The sequence below is a fragment of the Collinsella aerofaciens genome, from assembly GCF_039752955.1.
Taxonomy (GTDB): Bacteria; Actinomycetota; Coriobacteriia; order Coriobacteriales; family Coriobacteriaceae; genus Collinsella; species Collinsella aerofaciens_BI.
This window is the reverse complement of the sequence record NZ_JBDMHB010000043.1, coordinates 1-15,532: the sequence shown is the minus strand read 5'-3', so window position 1 is coordinate 15,532 and position 15,532 is coordinate 1. Positions and strand designations below refer to the sequence as shown.

The following is a 15,532-nucleotide window of genomic DNA, read 5'->3' as shown; positions in this document are numbered from 1 at the left end:
CTCTTACACCACGTCTGCGCGCGCGACCTACACGCGTCCCTAAATTGATCAAACAGCCCTATAGCGAACTTATATGTGTTTACGTTAATGAACATATTTTGCTGTTATGTCTATTATTTTGCGAAGGCAATATGATACTAAGATAGCAACCGTACTCATATTTGGCATTTTTTGCCCACAGGGTATTTCCTGGGGAGCCGACAACAACCTTAGGGTCCCGCGCGGCGCCGCTCCCTCCCGGCATCCGCCGACGTTTACCCAGATAAAACCTGCCAAAATAAACCTGTCCCTTTTTGGTAGGTTTCGGGGTGACAAGGGCTTGCACTTTAGCGTGCGACAGCGGATAATGCCGAGCAATCGACAATACGCTTATTGCTCTTTCTATAGATTGAGGAGACCCCTATGGCCATGGAATTCAAACGCAGGCTGCCGATCCCCATGGAGATCCGCAAGGAAATGCCACTTTCTGCCGAGCTTACCGCCAAAAAGCAGGCATTTGACGCCGAGGTCGCCAAAGTCTTTACCGGCGAGGACGCACGTAAGGTGCTCATCATCGGCCCGTGCTCTGCCGACCGCGAGGATTCGGTGCTCGAGTATATGAACCGACTGGCCAAGACCGCCGAAGAGGTCAAGGACAAGCTCATCATCATTCCGCGCGTCTACACCAATAAGCCGCGCACCAAGGGCACCGGCTACAAGGGTCTTCTGCACAACCCCAACCCCGAGGCTCCCGACGACCTGCTCGAGGGCGTCAAGGCCATCCGCCACATGCACCTGCGCGTCATCGAGGAGACCGGCTTCTTCACCGCCGATGAGATGCTCTACCCGTCCAACTACCAATACCTCGTTGACCTGCTGAGCTATGTTGCCGTGGGCGCACGCTCGGTCGAGAACCAGGAGCATCGCCTGGTGTCGAGCGGCATTTCGGTACCCGTCGGCATGAAGAATCCCACTGCCGGCTCTACCACCGTTATGCTCAACTCCATTTACGCCGCGCAGGCGCACCAGAGCTTCATCTTCCGCAACTGGGAGGTCGAGTGCGACGGCAATCCGCTCGCACACGCCGTTATGCGTGGCTACATCGGTCTCGATGGGCGCACCTACCCCAACTACCACTACGAACACCTGGAACGCCTGGCCGAACGCTATACCGAGCATGCCGGCTATGCCAATCCGGCAGCGGTCATCGACTGCAACCACGACAACTCGGGCAAGCGTCCGCTGGAGCAGTATCGCATTTGCAAGGAGGTGCTCGACAGCTGCCGCCGCAACGAGTCCATCTCCAAGCTGGTCAAGGGCTTTATGATCGAGTCCTACCTGGAGGATGGCAACCAGCCGGTCGACGGCGGCGTCTTTGGCAAGTCGATCACCGACCCGTGCCTGGGCTGGGAAAAGACCGATTACCTCATCCACGAGATCGCGGAGCGGGTGTAGGTTACGGCGTTTTACCAAACGCCGTAACGGCTCGACGCTGCGCGGGCCGCATTTGGACAATCTGACGTTCAACTTCAAGGGCGCGACCAGAAGGTCAGCGCCCTTTCGTTTCACGTCACCTTGTCTCAAATGCGACCCGCTCGCTGTCCGTCCTCTACCTGCGGCGTTATCTTGCTCCGGATGTGGCAGTTAGGGACGCTCCTTTTCTGCCGGCAGTTTGGGACACTCCTTGGGTGGCCGTTGGGGACGTTCTTGCTTGACTAGTCAAACAAGAACGTCCCCAACGGCCAGTCGTTTAAGAACGTCCCCAACGACTACCCGGGGGAGTTGCCTTCCCTCGTGGCGGTCTTCTAGCAGAAAAACCAAGTGAGTAGGTTTTTTGCAGAAGGCCGAGCGCGCCCCAAAACGCCACAGCTCTGACCTGCAGTTTTATAGATCATTTGTCGCGATGTACTCGGCAGGTTCAAAAAAGTCTACTCACTTGTATCTGAGACGCACCAGATTGGCAAAAACCGCCGCGAAAGGGCCCCTGGTCCCTTCGCGGCGGTCATACGCCTCTAATTTTGCGACGGTTTTGCCCGCTTGTTACTCGCTGTAGCGGGTGGCGATGGCGGCTTGTACCATGCCGGTGCTCATGAGGTAGGTCACCAGGAAGTAACCACCATAGGCTGCCAGGAAGATCGCGCAGGTGAGGCCCACGGTGCCGCCTATGCTCATGTTGCCGAACGTGCTCACCAGCTCGATGATCACCTTGAGCGCCACAAAGGAGTGAGCCAGCCCCACTGCCAGCGGGAACAGGAAGAATACCGCTTGCTGCGCCATCACCGAATGGCGGATCTGGCGGTCGTCACAGCCGATCTGTGCCAGCATACGATAGCTGCGGCTGCCGTCGGCCACATTGGAGAGCTGCTGGATCGACAGTATCGCCGCGCACGCAACGACCAGTACAAAGCCAATGTAGATGGCCAAATAGCTAATCATGCCGTTCATCTGCGCCGCCTGCGTGTACATCTCGGAGCGTGTAATGAAGATTCCCCACGACCCCGGCTCCTTGCCGTCAACGAGCAGATTGTCGAGCACCGTGTATTTAATGCTCTCGTCTGCCTCAGTCGTATCCATCCCCTGTTTGTAGTTAACGAGCAGGCTACTGGAATACGGCTGCAGCTTAAGCTGGGACAACAGCTCGTCGGCAACGACGACGGTACCCGGATTACTGCTCATCGCCGAGTTGGCGATGGCCGCCGTGTCCTCGTCCGACTTATCGGTTGCGGGCTTGAGCGTATGCCCGCCCAAGGTAAGGGCATGGCCGCCAGCCATATACTTGGTGTACAGGTCGCCCAGCTCACCGCCCATATCACACGTGAGCAGATACTGGTCGCGGCCAATGCTCACCGGCTCCTCGCCCATCATCTGGCGCAGTTTGTTGTACTGGCTCGCCGGCGTCACAAACAGACCCGTCGCATCGCCGTTGCTCCCCTGGAGCGCCTTGGGAAGCTTTTCGCCCATGGCCTTGCACATTTCACTTGGAGTCACCGAAGGATCCGAGCCGCCAAGCGGGTAACTCAGATACGAATCGATCTGCACATGCTCACCGGCAACATCGGCGATATTGACCTTCTTGCCGGTCTCGTCGTTGTTGTCCGCCGACTTGCGCTCGCCATGCCATGCAGCGTATAAATCGACCGTTGCATCGGCCAGCACCATGCGATCGGCCTCAGACGGATTGACATACTCCTTGTAGTAGTCGAGCGTTTCGGGCGTGTAATAGATATACGTCTGCGACATATCGGCCGGCGTATAGCGCTCCAGATTCTCATTCATCACGTTGGCGATCGACATACCGCACGTCACCGAGGTAATGGCCAAAAACAGGAGCATCGCGATGACGCCCATCGAAAAGCACACCGTGTTGACCTTGGCCGCAAGCTGGCGCACGGTAAACATGTTGAGGCCGCGCCAATACACGCCGCGCAGGCTCTGCAGCAGCTTGATGAGCATGCCCGAGAGTCCCCAGAACAGGGCAAAGGTGCCCACGGTAACCATAGCGGTTGTAATACCAAACTGGTTCATGGCCTCTTGCAGCTTGCTGTCCGTCGCGGTTAGCGGGAACCCATCACGTAGCAGACGGTAATAGGCCACGCCCACAAGCACCACGCCCACGGCAAAGATGGCAATCGCGATCCAGGGGTTGCGTGCCTTGATGCTCTCGTTGCGACGCTCGGCACCTATAAGCTCGATGAGTTTGGTACGACGCACGGCGCGAAGGTTCAGCAGTAGCGTGAGCACAAACATTACGAGCATGCAGGCAAGGGTCAGGCTGAACGCATGCACCGAGAAAAAGAAGTGGAAATTGGCGATCTGTGTCTTAAAGAGCGAGGCCGTAAAGAACGTCATGAGCTGGGAGAGTCCCACGCCCAGCACAATGCCGGCGACAAAGGCCACGACCGATACTATCACGGTCTCGAGCGCCATGATCGTGGCGACGCGCCCGCGCCCCATGCCGAGCACCTGGTACAGGCCAAACTCCTTCTTGCGGCGTTTCATGATGAAGTTATTGGCATACACCATCAAAAAGGCCATGACACCGGCCAAAAAGTACGTCAGGTCGCCGAGTATGCTGCCCATAACCTGCGCCAAGCCCTCTTCATCGATGCCGGCGATGTCGACCTGCATCGAGATGGTGTTAAAGGCATAGAAGACCGTGACGCCCAGGGTGAGCGTCAAAAGGTAGACGAGGTAGTCGCGACCGGCGCGGCGGACGTTGCCCCAAGCGAGTTTACAGAGCATCGGAGCCCTCACCGCCCATCATGGCAACGACCTCCATAATGCGGTCGAAGAACTCTCGGCGGTCGGTGTCGCCGCGGCGCAGCTCGGTGAAGATCTTGCCGTCGCGAATAAACAGCACACGGCTCGTGTAGCTGGCGGCAAAGCTGTCGTGCGTGACCATGAGCACGGTGGCACGTAGGCGACGATTGAGGGCCTCTAGGCTCTCGAGCAGCAGGCGAGCGCTCTTGGAATCGAGGGCGCCGGTGGGCTCGTCGGCCATGATCATGGTGGGGTCGGTGACGAGCGCGCGAGCCGCGGCAACGCGCTGCTGCTGACCGCCGGACATCTGGTAGGGATACTTGTCGAGTACCTGACTGATGGACAGGCGCGCTGCCACATCCTGCACGCGGGTCGAGATCTCTGCCGAGTTTGTGCGGGCGATGGTGAGCGGCAGGGCGATGTTCTCGCGTGCCGTGAGCGTATCGAGCAGGTTGGAGTCCTGGAAGATAAAGCCAAGCTCCTCGCGGCGGAACTGCGAAAGCTTAGCCTGCTTCATGCGTGTTACGTCCTGCCCGTTGATGCGGATCGTGCCACTTGTGGCGCTATCGATGGTCGAGACGCAGTTGAGCAACGTCGACTTGCCCGAGCCCGAAGCACCCATGATGCCAACGAATTCGCCGCGGTTGACGGTAAAGCTGACGTCGTTGAGCGCGCGGGTCACGTTGCCCAACGCGCCGTATACCTTTTCGAGATGCGCGACCTCCAGTACCGGGGTCGCCATGTGCGTGGTTTGCATACCGAGTCCTTTCTTGCGATTAGTCTACGGCATCTATAGTCGCAAGAAGACGAGTCGGCTACCATCGATATGGCTTACGCTTGCCTTACCGTTGTGTAAGGTACGGGTAGCTAGCCTGCCACGCGTTGATGTTGAGAGAGGACTCCTGTTGAAGACTGTTCATGTTGCCGCTGGGATCATTCGCAAGGAAGGATCTGACGAGCTGCTTGCCGTGCAGCGCGGCTACGGCGACATGCAGGGACTTTGGGAGTTTCCCGGTGGCAAACTCATGCGCGGCGAGACACCCGAAGACGCCGTACGCCGTGAGCTCATGGAAGAGCTGCAGGTAAAAGTCACCAACCTGCGCGATTTCTATACCGTTGAGTATGACTACCCCGATTTTCATCTCTCCATGGAGTGCTACTACTGCTCGCTCGCCGATGAATCCGATGAGCCTCAGAAGCACGACCGCCAGCTCGATATCCGCTGGATTCCGCGCACCTCGCTTGCCACGGTAGAATGGATGCCCGCCGACAAGGGGCTCATTGATACTCTGATTGAGTTAAAGGAAGATCGGCTTGAGGCTAACGTCGCCAACGATGCCGAGGCTACCACGGCCGACGAATCTGCCGCCAAACCCAAGCGCGCACCTAAGCGCCGCAGCAAAAAGCGTCCCAAGCCCGGTCTGCTCGACGGCATCGATACCTCGGACCTCTCCGCTGACGAGCGTGAGCTCGTGCGCCGTCGTGCCGCTATAAAAAAGTCCATGAAGGGTAACAAGCGCGCCAACACCAAGCCCGAGCTGCTCGTACGACAGCACCTGCGCGCAGCGGGCCTTACGGGTTACCGCTTGGAATGGAAGGTTCCCGGCAAGCCCGACATCGCCTTCCCCGGCCGCAAGATCGCCATCTTCGTCAACGGCTGCTTTTGGCACCGCTGCCCCAAATGCAACCCAAGTCAGCCCAAGCGCAATGTCGAGTTTTGGGAGGCAAAGTTCCGCCGCAACGTCGAGCGCGACCGTGCCGCCGTGGCAGCGCTCACCGAAATGGGCTGGACGCCCATAACCATCTGGGAATGCGAACTCAAAAAGGACCGCATCGACGCCACGATGGAAAAGGTCATCGAACAAGTACGCGCCGCCGCACCGCAGCGCTAGGAACGAGCCGTCCACACGCCCCACACAGGCGAGCCACATCCGCACCACAAACCTTAGAAAGCCCTTAAGCTCAAAACCTTTCAAGAGTGTTACTCAATACCTCTGACCTGCAGTTTCATCGTAAAACCAAACCAGGTTAAGCCTTTCTTTAGCGCTTCTTTGCAGCAGCCGCGGCATAATACTGCCAACGCACGGGACCTAGCAGCATACCCCGAGCGCAATCTTTTGGTGGACATCGAGGAGGCCGCATAAGCATGCATTCTTCCAATGACGCAGCACAGCAGCCATCCCTAAAACATGCAAACCTTTTCTCCTTCCCCCCGACACAGAGAAACGGCCTCCTCGACTCCCCAACTCCCAAACCCAAACGCTCTGCAGACCAACACCTCAACCTGCAGACATCCTTCGAAAAGCTCCAAGCATCCCTAGACAAGGCGTTCCCCGAACAGGCAAGAGCAATCTAAGCCCATCGCGCTTTATACTGATGCCATGCGAAACATGGATCACATAGAATTGCACCGCGGAGGACGCGAGGAAGCGTTTCCCGAGACCGCCGAAGACTGGCCCTATATTGCCGAACGCGCAGAATTCGCTCGCTATCCGGGCAATTCCGTCCCCTGGCACTGGCATTCCGAAGTTGAGCTTTTCTACATGGAGCAGGGAGCGATTGACTATCGAACGCGCGCGGCTCATGAGCACGTACGCTTTGAGGAAGGGTCCGCCGGCTTTATCAACGGCGGCGTTTTGCACAGCACGCTGCAATCGCCCAATTCGGCGCCAGCCATTCAAATGCTGCATATCTTTCAGCCGTCGATGCTCGGCGATCCCGCGGGACGCCTTCAAAAGCGCTATATCAATCCTTTGCTGCAATGTCGAGGCGTCGATGTGCTCAAATGGTCGCCCACCAACCCCGACGATATGCCCTTTATCGATTTGCTAAAGAGTTCCTTTAACCACGACCTTCAACGGCCGCAGAACGAGATGGCGCTTCGGAATAGCTTGTCAGAGCTCTGGATTCAGATTTACGCCAAGGCCGAACCGCTCTTTTCCTCCGACAACGCCTCTTGGATGACCAACCGCGACGTACAGTTCAAGGCAATCCTGGACTATATCCGCGCAAACTATGCAGCCGCTATAGATGTGCCCCAGATGGCATCTGCAGCCGGCGTAAGCGAAAGAGAGTGTTACCGCATTATCGAAGCTTGCGCAGGAACGACCCCGGCGGCATATCTGCGCGCATACCGCGTAAACCGTGCTTGCGAACTTTTGGCACACACCACGCGAACGGTCCAGACAGTCGCGCGCCAATGCGGCTTTGCGACAGCAAGCCATCTTGGCCAGGTATTTAAAGAACAAATGGGATGCACTCCTTCGAGCTATCGAGCAGCGAGGCAGAATCTCGATAGCACCAGGCAGAAATCCCGCTAGCCCTTCTTCTGTCACTGCATCAAACTTGCAGGCAAACAACAGAGAGGAGCAATCATATGAAGCACTTTGACCATATCGTATTTGACGTTGATGGGACATTGGCAGATACAGAAGAAAGCGTTCTATCATCGCTTGTCCAGATTGTCCAAGAAGAGACCGGCAAAACGCTCCCCCGACACGAGCTTGAATTTGCCCTCGGCATACCCGGCAAGGATGCCCTTGAGAAACTTGGAATCTACTCGCAGGCAACGTTGGATCGCTGGTGCCAAGTTGCCGCCAGCTTTAAAAGCACCATCAGCGTGTTTCCAGGTTTGCTTGAAGTCATCGCAACACTCGCCGATAGCGGCTGCAAACTTGGCATCGTCTCCTCACGTGCGCGCGACGAATACGCAGAAGAAATTGCACCCCTTGGCTTCGATAAGTATTTTGAGCACATCATCCTTGTCGAAGACACAACCGAACATAAACCCGCACCCGCTCCCATGCTCGAATATCTCCGGCGTACGGGCGCGAATCCTGGCAACGTCGTCTACGTTGGCGACACCGTCTACGACGAACAATGCGCAACTTCGGCAGGGGTCAGTTTTGCCCGAGCAGCATGGGGATCACACCAAGACATCCCAAACGCCACCTACAACCTCAAAACCCCCAACGACCTGCTAACCCTAACAACCAAATAACCCACGCGTCCCACCCTTTTAGCCCCAACGCCACAAGGGCGATTGAGCAGGACGGTTTGGGCGGGTCCCGTACTTAGTTTCCAAAATTATTCCGCAGCGCGAAGGCCCCCGTTGTCAACGCTTCGAAGAAGCGAGACAACGGGGGCCTTCATGCGCGAGGACGTTTTGGAAACTAAGTACGGGACCCGCCCAAACCGTCCGGTGGGATCAGAGTACCCTTGCTGTTACTCTGCTTTGCCCACAGAGTTGAGGTTGGTCATGCGGATCTTAACCAGCTCGGTGATCTCACGCATGCCCTCCTTGGCCGGCTTCTTGGGGTCGAAGCAGGCGGGGTTCTCGGCCATGTAGGCCATGAAGCCCTTGGTGTAGGCCTGACGCAGCTCGGTGGCGTAGTTAACCTTGCAGATGCCGTTCTTCACGGCCTCGGCGACCTGCTCATCGGGCACACCGGAGGTGCCGTGCAGAACCAGCGGCACGTCGACGGCGTCGCGGATGGCCTTGACCACGGACTGCTCGATGTGCGGATCGCTCGTGTACACACCGTGGCTGGTGCCAACACCAATAGCGAGGGAAGTGCAGCCGGTACGCTCGACGAACTCCTTGGCCTCAGCAGGATCGGTGTAGGGGCTCTCGCCCTCAACCGCGGGACCGTCGTCCTCCTTGCCGCCAACCTTACCAAGCTCAGCCTCGACGGGCACGCCCATGGCGCGGCCAGCGTCGGCGACGGACTTGGTCAGAGCGATGTTGTCCTCGAAGGACTCGTGCGAGCCGTCGATCATGACAGAGGTGTAGCCCGTGCGGAAAGCCTGCATGCAGCGGTCATAGCCATCGCCGTGATCGAGGTGCAGAGCGACGGGCACGGAAGCGCGCTCGGCGGCAGCCTTGACCATGCCGTAGAAGTAGTCCAGACCAGCGGTCTTGATGGTGCCCGGGGTGGTCTGCATGATGACGGGGGACTTGGTCTCCTCGGCAGCGGCCAGAACGGCCATAACAAACTCGAGGTTCTCGACGTTGAACGCGCCGACGGCGTAGTGGCCGGCCTGAGCGTCCTTGAGCATCTTTTCGGTGGTAACAAGTGCCATGAGCGTTTGCTCCTCTCCCTCGCCCGCATCTGGACATCGGGCGTAGTTGTTCACAAGGCGTTTTACCTTGCGTTTTGCTGCGCTCATTGTATGAAATTCAGCGGCTTTACACGTGCGAGATATTGAGCCCATGCAGGTCAATACCGTCGTTTTTGAAAAGTAAACGGAAGGAATTGGAACCGAGTGGGCGTGTTCGATATTGAATTATAGGCGTTCAGCGTCTTTCTTTTATAGAAAAGATAAGTAATCGAAAGGTGTTTTCTTACTCAAAAAGAAAATGAACGAAAATAGAGTCAACACAATTCCTGCAAATTTGGCCGAGAATGGAGCAGCTATGGCCCACGCAACAACCCGAGCCTTCGCCGATGAGCGTCGTGCCGCCATCATGGAAATGCTTGAGCATAATGCCTCGGTGCAGGTAGCAGAAATCGCCCAGACCTTTGGCGTGTCCTCCGTTACCGCCCGCGCCGACCTGGATGCGCTCGCGGAGTCCGGCAAGCTGCGCCGCACGCATGGCGGCGCTGTATCGCTCCATAAACGCCTTACCGTTTCCACGCAGGATCGCCGCATCAACGTCAATGTCGCCGCCAAACAAGCCATCGCACAAAGCGCCATCGAGCTCGTCAATGACGGCGACACGCTGCTCGTCGACTCGGGCACCACGGCGCTCGAGTTCGTCCGGCTCCTCGATCAGCGCAACGGCATCACCGTTATCACGGCCGACATTACCATCGCCGATTATATCGACGAGAGCATGCCCTCGGTCGATGTCGTCATGCTGGGCGGGGCGCTGCGCAAAGGCCATCGTTATCTGTACGGTCCACTTACCATGCAGGCGCTCCAAATGGTCCATGCCGATCTGGCCGTCATGTGCCCTGGCGCTTTTGTTCCCGGCTGCGGCTTTACGACCGACTTTCCGCAGATGGCCGAGACCAAAACGGCTATGATCGCCGCAGCCCATCAAAGCGTCGCCCTCATGGACGCCAGCAAGGTTAACGGACGCGGCATGTACCGCTTTGCCGAGCTGACCGATGTCGACACCATCGTGATGGACCGTGACCCCGATCATGCCGTCGCCACCTCAATCGCCGAGATCGTTGACGACGCCCACCCAAATCTCATCATCGCCGGCGCTTAAACAAAAACCACCACAAAGGTGCCTGTCCCCTTTGTGGTGGTTGTGATGGTTGAGCGTCAAAAGTGAACGTGTCGCTACTTGGAAAGCTCGTCGGCGAGGGCTTCGATCTGAGCGCGCGAGGCGTCGTTGAGCGAACCCAGCACAGTCACCTTGTTCTGCGTCAGGGTGATGTCCTTCATACCCTCGAGCTCCTTGGTCATAACCTTGGCGGCAGCGGGCGCCCAGGAGCCGGCCTCGACGAGTGCCACCGTACGGTTCTGGTAGGCGTGCTCGGCGAGCGTATGGATGAAGGTGCTCATGCACGGGAAGATCTCGCCCTGATAGGTGATGGAGGCGAGCACCAGACGGTCGTAGCGGAACGCATCCTCAACGGCCTCGGCCATGTCGTCACGAGCCAGGTCAAAGACGGAGACCTTCTGGCCGCGAGCCTCAAGCGCAGATGCGAGCTCCTCGACGGCAGCCTTCAGATGCCCGTACACGCTCGCATAGGCAATCGTGATACCCTCGTCCTCGGGCTGATAGCTCGACCAGGTGTTATAGGTGTCGAGGTAGTAGCCCAGGTTCTCGGTCAGCACGGGGCCGTGGAGCGGGCAGATAATCTGGATGTCCAGGTCGGCGGCCTTCTTGAGGACGGCCTGCACGAACTTGCCGAACTTACCGACGATGCCAAAGTAGTAGCGGCGAGCCTCGCAGGCCCAGCCCTCGGGGTCCTCGATGTCGTTGGCGCCAAACTTGCCAAAGCCGTCGGCACTAAAGAGCACCTTGTCGGTGGACTCGTAGGAGAAGATCACCTCGGGCCAGTGAACGTTGGGGGCGCCGACAAAGGTCAGGCTGTGACCACCCAGGTCGAGCACGTCGCCCTCTTTGACGACCATCTTGCGCTCGGGGTAGTCGGTGCCAAAGTAGTTGACCATCATGCGGAAGGCGCCCATGCTAGCCACAATCTGGGCCTGGGGATAGCGCTCCATAAAGGCGGCGATGCCAGCAGAGTGATCGGGCTCCATGTGATGGACGACCAGGTAGTCGGGCGTACGGCCATCGAGCACGGCCTCGAGGTTGCCGAGCCACTCGTCGACAAAGTCAGCGTCAACCGAATCGGCGACGGCGATCTTGTCGCCCAAGATAACGTAGCTGTTGTATGCCATACCGTTCTCGGACACGTCGTACTGGCCCTCAAACAGGTCAATGTCGTGATCGTCGACGCCAATGTAGCGGATATCCTTGGTGATCTCCATCAGGCAAAGCCTCCTAGATAGACAAAAGAGCCCGTCTATCATAGCACTCGTCTTCATAGCCACGGCTATCTGCCAGCATCCTTATCGATTGTTATTGAGGCGGAATATATCGCCATTGACCTGCAAAAACTATGTGCGCGGAGCTGCCGTGGTATGTCGAACGATAAGCTGGCCGGGAATACGAATGGCAACGGTTTTGTCCGTTGCCCCCGCCTTGGGAACCGCGTGCTCGAACACCTCGCGTCCACGCTGATGCAAATCGAATCGAACGGTCGTGAGCTCGTTGTGTGCCACAAAATCATCGAGCGAATCGTCGACGCCCACCACGCTCACGTCCTCGGGCACGCGCAGACCGCTATCGCGCAGCGCTGCAATCGCGCCATTTGCCATCTGGTCGTTTGCCGCGTAAATCGCCGTCATGGTGCGATCGTGCTCGGCCAGGTACCTGCCGGCCTCGTAGCCGCTGTTGGCAGACCAGTCGCCCTCGAGCGGCTCTGCCGGCTCGATGTGTTTACGCTCGAGTGCATCCTGCCAACCGGCGCGACGAAATTGCTCGTCGACCGAGAATGACGGGCCGCCAATATAGCGAATCTGCTCGTGCCCTAGCTCAAACAGGTGATCCATAAGCAATAGCGAGCAGCCGTAATGGTCGGAATCGACCGTGGTCACCCGCGGGTGCGCGTACATGGTAACGATGACCGTGCCAATGCCCGGCAGTGGATCAAACGTCTCAAAATCGGGCGCCATGCGACTCATACCGATGATGATGCCGTCCACCGGCAATGCGGCCATACGACGCGTGGCCTCGGCAAGCGAAAACTCCTCGGTCTTGGACATCTCGACCAGCGTGATGGCGCAATTATGCTCGCGAGCAGCGCTGGCGATGCCGTCGATCATTGAGAGGTTGCCGAACTTGGTGACATCGTTGACGCACAGGCCGACCGAATGATAACGGCCGTCGCGCAGCGAGCGACCGGCATAACTCGGACGAAAGCCGAGCTTTTGCATAGCGGCCTGTACGCGCTGGCGCGTCTGCTCGTTAACGTTAGGCAAGCCGTTGGCGACGCGCGAAACCGTCTGCTGCGAAACGCCGGCAGCGCGGGCGACGTCGGCCATGGAGACCGGACGCGAACTGGTATCGTTGGACGGGCGCCTTGCCACAGGATCACCTTCACCCTTGCGAGATCTGAATAGCGTGAATGCCGGCCCGGGCAGGAGTTTAGCCCGCGCCGAGGCCCGCTATCGTCGGACGCATGTTAACGTACTCTACTTTTTCAATCCGCATCTCTTCTGCTTTATAAGTCCATACGGCAATACCGTTCACGGCTGAATTTCTACCGATTACCAGATTCTCAAAAAGTGACAAGAGTTGTGTTATGAGTACGTTAACATAGCCCGTAACGTGCGGTATCGTGAACACTTGGTTCATGCCGCTTCAAGTTGTTAACGTACTCATAACGACGCAAAACTCACCCTCGCGCGCCAAGGAAAGGACTCCCATGACCACCCCCGACGAAAAGACATTCGCCACGCTCACCAAGCTATTTGAGGAGGAGTTTGGCCCCATCGGCGACCGCCAGGTGCTCTACGTGCACGCGCCCGGCCGTTCCGAGATCAGCGGCAACCACACCGACCACGAGGGCGGCCACGTCATCGCCGGCTCGCTCGATGTCGCCGTTGACGGTATCGCCGTGGCAACCGACTCCAACAAGGTCCGCGTTGCCGACGAGGGCTACCCCACGTTTGAAATCGCACTCGACACGTTAGATGTTCAGGAGTCCGAGAAGGGCACGTCCGCAAGCCTCGTGCGCGGTATGGCCCACGAAATCGCAGCGCTTGGTGTTGAGCCCAAAGGCTTCGACTTCGCCTTCACCTGCTCCGTCCCCTCGGGCGGCGGCCTTTCCAGCTCTGCCGCCGTCGAGGCCGCGTACGGTCGTGCCATGGAGACGCTCTGGGGGGCGCCCGCCATTGAGCCCGTCACGCTCGCTCAGATGAGCCAGCGCACCGAGAACAACTACTACGGCAAGCCCTGCGGTCTGATGGACCAGGCCGCTGTGTGCCTGGGCGGCCTTGCCTACATGGACTTTGAGGACCAGGCTCAGCCTAAAACCCAGAAGCTCGAGCTCAACTTTGAGGATCACGGCTATGCGCTCGTGCTCGTTAAGGTCGGTGCCGACCACGTGGCCGCTACCGACGACTACGCCGCCGTTCCGCGCGAGATGCAGGATGTTGCCGCCGAGTTTGGCAAGGCACGCCTGTGCGAAGTCAACGTTGCCGACTTTGATGCCAAGCTGCCCGAGCTGCGCGCCAAGCTGGGTGACCGCGCGTGCCTGCGCGCCGTTCACTACTGGTACGAGAACGGCCTGGTCGACAAGCGCTGGGCAGCTCTCAACGCCGGCGACATCGACCAGTTCCTGGTCCTCACGCGCGAGTCCGGCGCCAGCTCTGCCATGTACCTGCAGAATGTCGTCGCCAAACTGGGTGCCGAGCAGCCTTCCATGTACGCGCTTGCTCTTGCCGAGCACGTGCTCGACGGCCGTGGCGCCGTCCGTATCCACGGTGGCGGCTTTGGTGGCACCATCCAGGCCTTCGTGCCGCTCGACCTGGTCGACACCTTTATCACCAAGATGAACAGCTGGCTGGGCGAAGGCTCTGCCCGCCACTACGCAATTACTGACAAGGGGGCTTACGCGGCATGGCTGTAATGACCGACGTGCGCGAGGCTGCGCAGGGCTTGATTGAGTATGCCATCCATCGATCGATGATCGGCCAGGACGATCGCATCTGGGCCTACAACACCATTCTCGAGTGCATCGGCGCCACGGGTCCGGCGCTCGACATGGCCTGGGCGCTCCAGGTCGAGAAACTCTCGTTCTTGCACCCCGATACACTCCCCAATTTTGACCTGGAGGGCACGCTTGCCGCGCTTTCCGAGGCCGCCGTTGTCAACGGTGCCGCCGAGGACACGGCATCGGGCCGCGACCGCATCGCCATGCGCATCATGGGCGTGCTGATGCCGAGGCCTTCGGTTGTAAACGAGGAATTCAACGGCCGCATGGGCGTCAACGAGCCCCGCGCCGCGACCGACTGGTTCTACGGCCTGTGCTGTGACGCCGGTTACGTGCGCCGCGCCGCCATCGCGCGCAACATCAAATGGAGCACTTCCACCAACTGGGGTGACCTGGAGATCACCATCAACCTGTCAAAGCCCGAAAAGGACCCGCGCGATATTGCCGCGGCCGGTGCCGCCAAAAACACAGGCGAGAAGTATCCCGCCTGTCAGCTCTGCATCGAAAACGAGGGCTACCCCGGACGCTCCGCCGCAGCCGACGGCGGCGCTCACCCCGCCCGCCAGAACCTGCGCATTATCCCCATCCAGCTCGACGGCGAGCGCTGGGGTTTCCAGTACAGCCCGTATGCGTATTTTAACGAACACTGCATTGCTATGAGCTCCGAGCATCGCCCGATGCACGTGGACCGCAAGGGCCTGACCTGCCTGCTCGACTTTGTCGACCTGTTCCCGCACTACTTTATTGGCTCCAACGCCGACCTGCCCATCGTGGGCGGCTCGATTCTGTCGCACGACCACTTCCAGGGCGGCGCGCACGAGTTCCCCATGATGCACGCCGCCGAGGTCTCGCAGTTTAGCGTACCCGGTTTTGACCAGGTCAGCGGTACCGTGCTGCGGTGGCCGCTCTCGGTGCTGCGCCTGCGCTCGCATGACCGCGCTCAGCTGCTCGACGCTGCCGAGAAGATTATCCTCGCCTGGCGCGAGTGGACCGATGAGTCGGTGGGCGTCATCGCGCACACAGCCGACGGCGTGGCGCACAACACTGTG

12 protein-coding genes are annotated in these 15,532 nt (G+C 58.8%); 7 read left to right on the top strand and 5 right to left on the bottom strand.

Annotated features, from left to right (window positions below; translation table 11 throughout):
- Positions 1-402: 402 nt before the first annotated feature.
- Positions 403-1,434 (top strand): 3-deoxy-7-phosphoheptulonate synthase, encoded by a 1,032-nt coding sequence (locus tag ABHR75_RS08475; protein WP_346964106.1) that lies wholly within the window; start codon positions 403-405, stop codon positions 1,432-1,434.
- 585 nt (positions 1,435-2,019) lie between these two features.
- Here the strand turns inward: ABHR75_RS08475 and ABHR75_RS08470 are convergent.
- On the bottom strand, positions 2,020-4,221 hold the full coding sequence (locus ABHR75_RS08470; RefSeq protein WP_346964105.1) for an ABC transporter permease: 2,202 nt from the start codon (positions 4,219-4,221) through the stop codon (positions 2,020-2,022).
- Positions 4,211-4,996 carry an ABC transporter ATP-binding protein gene (locus ABHR75_RS08465; protein ID WP_006234847.1) on the bottom strand — a complete coding sequence of 262 codons (786 nt, stop codon included), beginning with the start codon at positions 4,994-4,996 and terminating at the stop codon, positions 4,211-4,213. Before ABHR75_RS08465 ends, ABHR75_RS08470 begins: the two co-directional genes overlap by 11 nt.
- A gap of 148 nt (positions 4,997-5,144) precedes the next feature.
- Here ABHR75_RS08465 and vsr point away from each other — a divergent pair, with 148 nt between their 5' ends.
- The 3 genes from vsr to ABHR75_RS08450 all read left to right on the top strand — a co-directional run bounded on the left by vsr (position 5,145) and on the right by ABHR75_RS08450 (position 8,239).
- Positions 5,145-6,131 carry a DNA mismatch endonuclease Vsr gene (gene vsr, locus ABHR75_RS08460; protein ID WP_346964104.1) on the top strand — a complete coding sequence of 329 codons (987 nt, stop codon included), beginning with the start codon at positions 5,145-5,147 and terminating at the stop codon, positions 6,129-6,131.
- Between the two features lie 498 nt (positions 6,132-6,629).
- The gene (locus ABHR75_RS08455; protein WP_158566328.1) at positions 6,630-7,559 is read left to right on the top strand and encodes an AraC family transcriptional regulator; all 930 of its coding nucleotides are present in this window, start codon (positions 6,630-6,632) and stop codon (positions 7,557-7,559) included.
- A 56-nt stretch (positions 7,560-7,615) separates the two neighbouring features.
- Complete coding sequence (locus ABHR75_RS08450; protein WP_346964103.1) at positions 7,616-8,239, top strand: HAD family hydrolase; 624 nt, start codon at positions 7,616-7,618, stop codon at positions 8,237-8,239.
- A gap of 224 nt (positions 8,240-8,463) precedes the next feature.
- Here ABHR75_RS08450 and ABHR75_RS08445 read toward each other — a convergent pair whose 3' ends face one another.
- Entirely contained in the window at positions 8,464-9,321 is an 858-nt protein-coding gene (locus tag ABHR75_RS08445; RefSeq protein WP_022095149.1) for a class II fructose-bisphosphate aldolase, read from the bottom strand.
- Positions 9,322-9,655: 334 nt separating this feature from the next.
- Between ABHR75_RS08445 and ABHR75_RS08440 the strand changes: the two genes are divergently transcribed.
- Positions 9,656-10,459 carry a DeoR/GlpR family DNA-binding transcription regulator gene (locus ABHR75_RS08440; protein WP_346964102.1) on the top strand — a complete coding sequence of 268 codons (804 nt, stop codon included), beginning with the start codon at positions 9,656-9,658 and terminating at the stop codon, positions 10,457-10,459.
- Positions 10,460-10,533: 74 nt separating this feature from the next.
- Here the strand turns inward: ABHR75_RS08440 and ABHR75_RS08435 are convergent, their stop codons facing one another.
- Both ABHR75_RS08435 and ABHR75_RS08430 read right to left on the bottom strand, forming a co-directional pair.
- Positions 10,534-11,694, bottom strand: coding sequence for an FprA family A-type flavoprotein (locus tag ABHR75_RS08435; RefSeq protein ID WP_346964101.1), 1,161 nt, complete (start codon positions 11,692-11,694; stop codon positions 10,534-10,536).
- A 129-nt stretch (positions 11,695-11,823) separates the two neighbouring features.
- The gene (locus ABHR75_RS08430; RefSeq protein ID WP_052044120.1) at positions 11,824-12,810 is read right to left on the bottom strand and encodes a LacI family DNA-binding transcriptional regulator; all 987 of its coding nucleotides are present in this window, start codon (positions 12,808-12,810) and stop codon (positions 11,824-11,826) included.
- 383 nt (positions 12,811-13,193) lie between these two features.
- Here ABHR75_RS08430 and ABHR75_RS08425 point away from each other — a divergent pair, with 383 nt between their 5' ends.
- Together ABHR75_RS08425 and ABHR75_RS08420 are read left to right on the top strand one after the other, a co-directional pair.
- Positions 13,194-14,399 carry a galactokinase gene (locus ABHR75_RS08425; RefSeq protein ID WP_346964100.1) on the top strand — a complete coding sequence of 402 codons (1,206 nt, stop codon included), beginning with the start codon at positions 13,194-13,196 and terminating at the stop codon, positions 14,397-14,399.
- On the top strand, positions 14,390-15,532 hold a 1,143-nt coding region (locus ABHR75_RS08420), incomplete at its 3' end, for a UDP-glucose--hexose-1-phosphate uridylyltransferase (RefSeq protein WP_346964099.1). The genes ABHR75_RS08425 and ABHR75_RS08420, both read left to right, overlap by 10 nt.

Coding starts and splice junctions, on each gene's coding strand:
- ABHR75_RS08475 (WP_346964106.1), top strand. CDS start 403: ATGGCCATGGAATTCAAACGCAGGCTGCCGATCCCCATGGAGATCCGC.
- ABHR75_RS08465 (WP_006234847.1), bottom strand. CDS start 4,996: ATGCAAACCACGCACATGGCGACCCCGGTACTGGAGGTCGCGCATCTC.
- ABHR75_RS08450 (WP_346964103.1), top strand. CDS start 7,616: ATGAAGCACTTTGACCATATCGTATTTGACGTTGATGGGACATTGGCA.
- ABHR75_RS08425 (WP_346964100.1), top strand. CDS start 13,194: ATGACCACCCCCGACGAAAAGACATTCGCCACGCTCACCAAGCTATTT.
- ABHR75_RS08445 (WP_022095149.1), bottom strand. CDS start 9,321: ATGGCACTTGTTACCACCGAAAAGATGCTCAAGGACGCTCAGGCCGGC.
- ABHR75_RS08435 (WP_346964101.1), bottom strand. CDS start 11,694: ATGGAGATCACCAAGGATATCCGCTACATTGGCGTCGACGATCACGAC.
- ABHR75_RS08455 (WP_158566328.1), top strand. CDS start 6,630: ATGGATCACATAGAATTGCACCGCGGAGGACGCGAGGAAGCGTTTCCC.
- ABHR75_RS08430 (WP_052044120.1), bottom strand. CDS start 12,810: ATGGCCGACGTCGCCCGCGCTGCCGGCGTTTCGCAGCAGACGGTTTCG.
- ABHR75_RS08470 (WP_346964105.1), bottom strand. CDS start 4,221: ATGCTCTGTAAACTCGCTTGGGGCAACGTCCGCCGCGCCGGTCGCGAC.
- ABHR75_RS08440 (WP_346964102.1), top strand. CDS start 9,656: ATGGCCCACGCAACAACCCGAGCCTTCGCCGATGAGCGTCGTGCCGCC.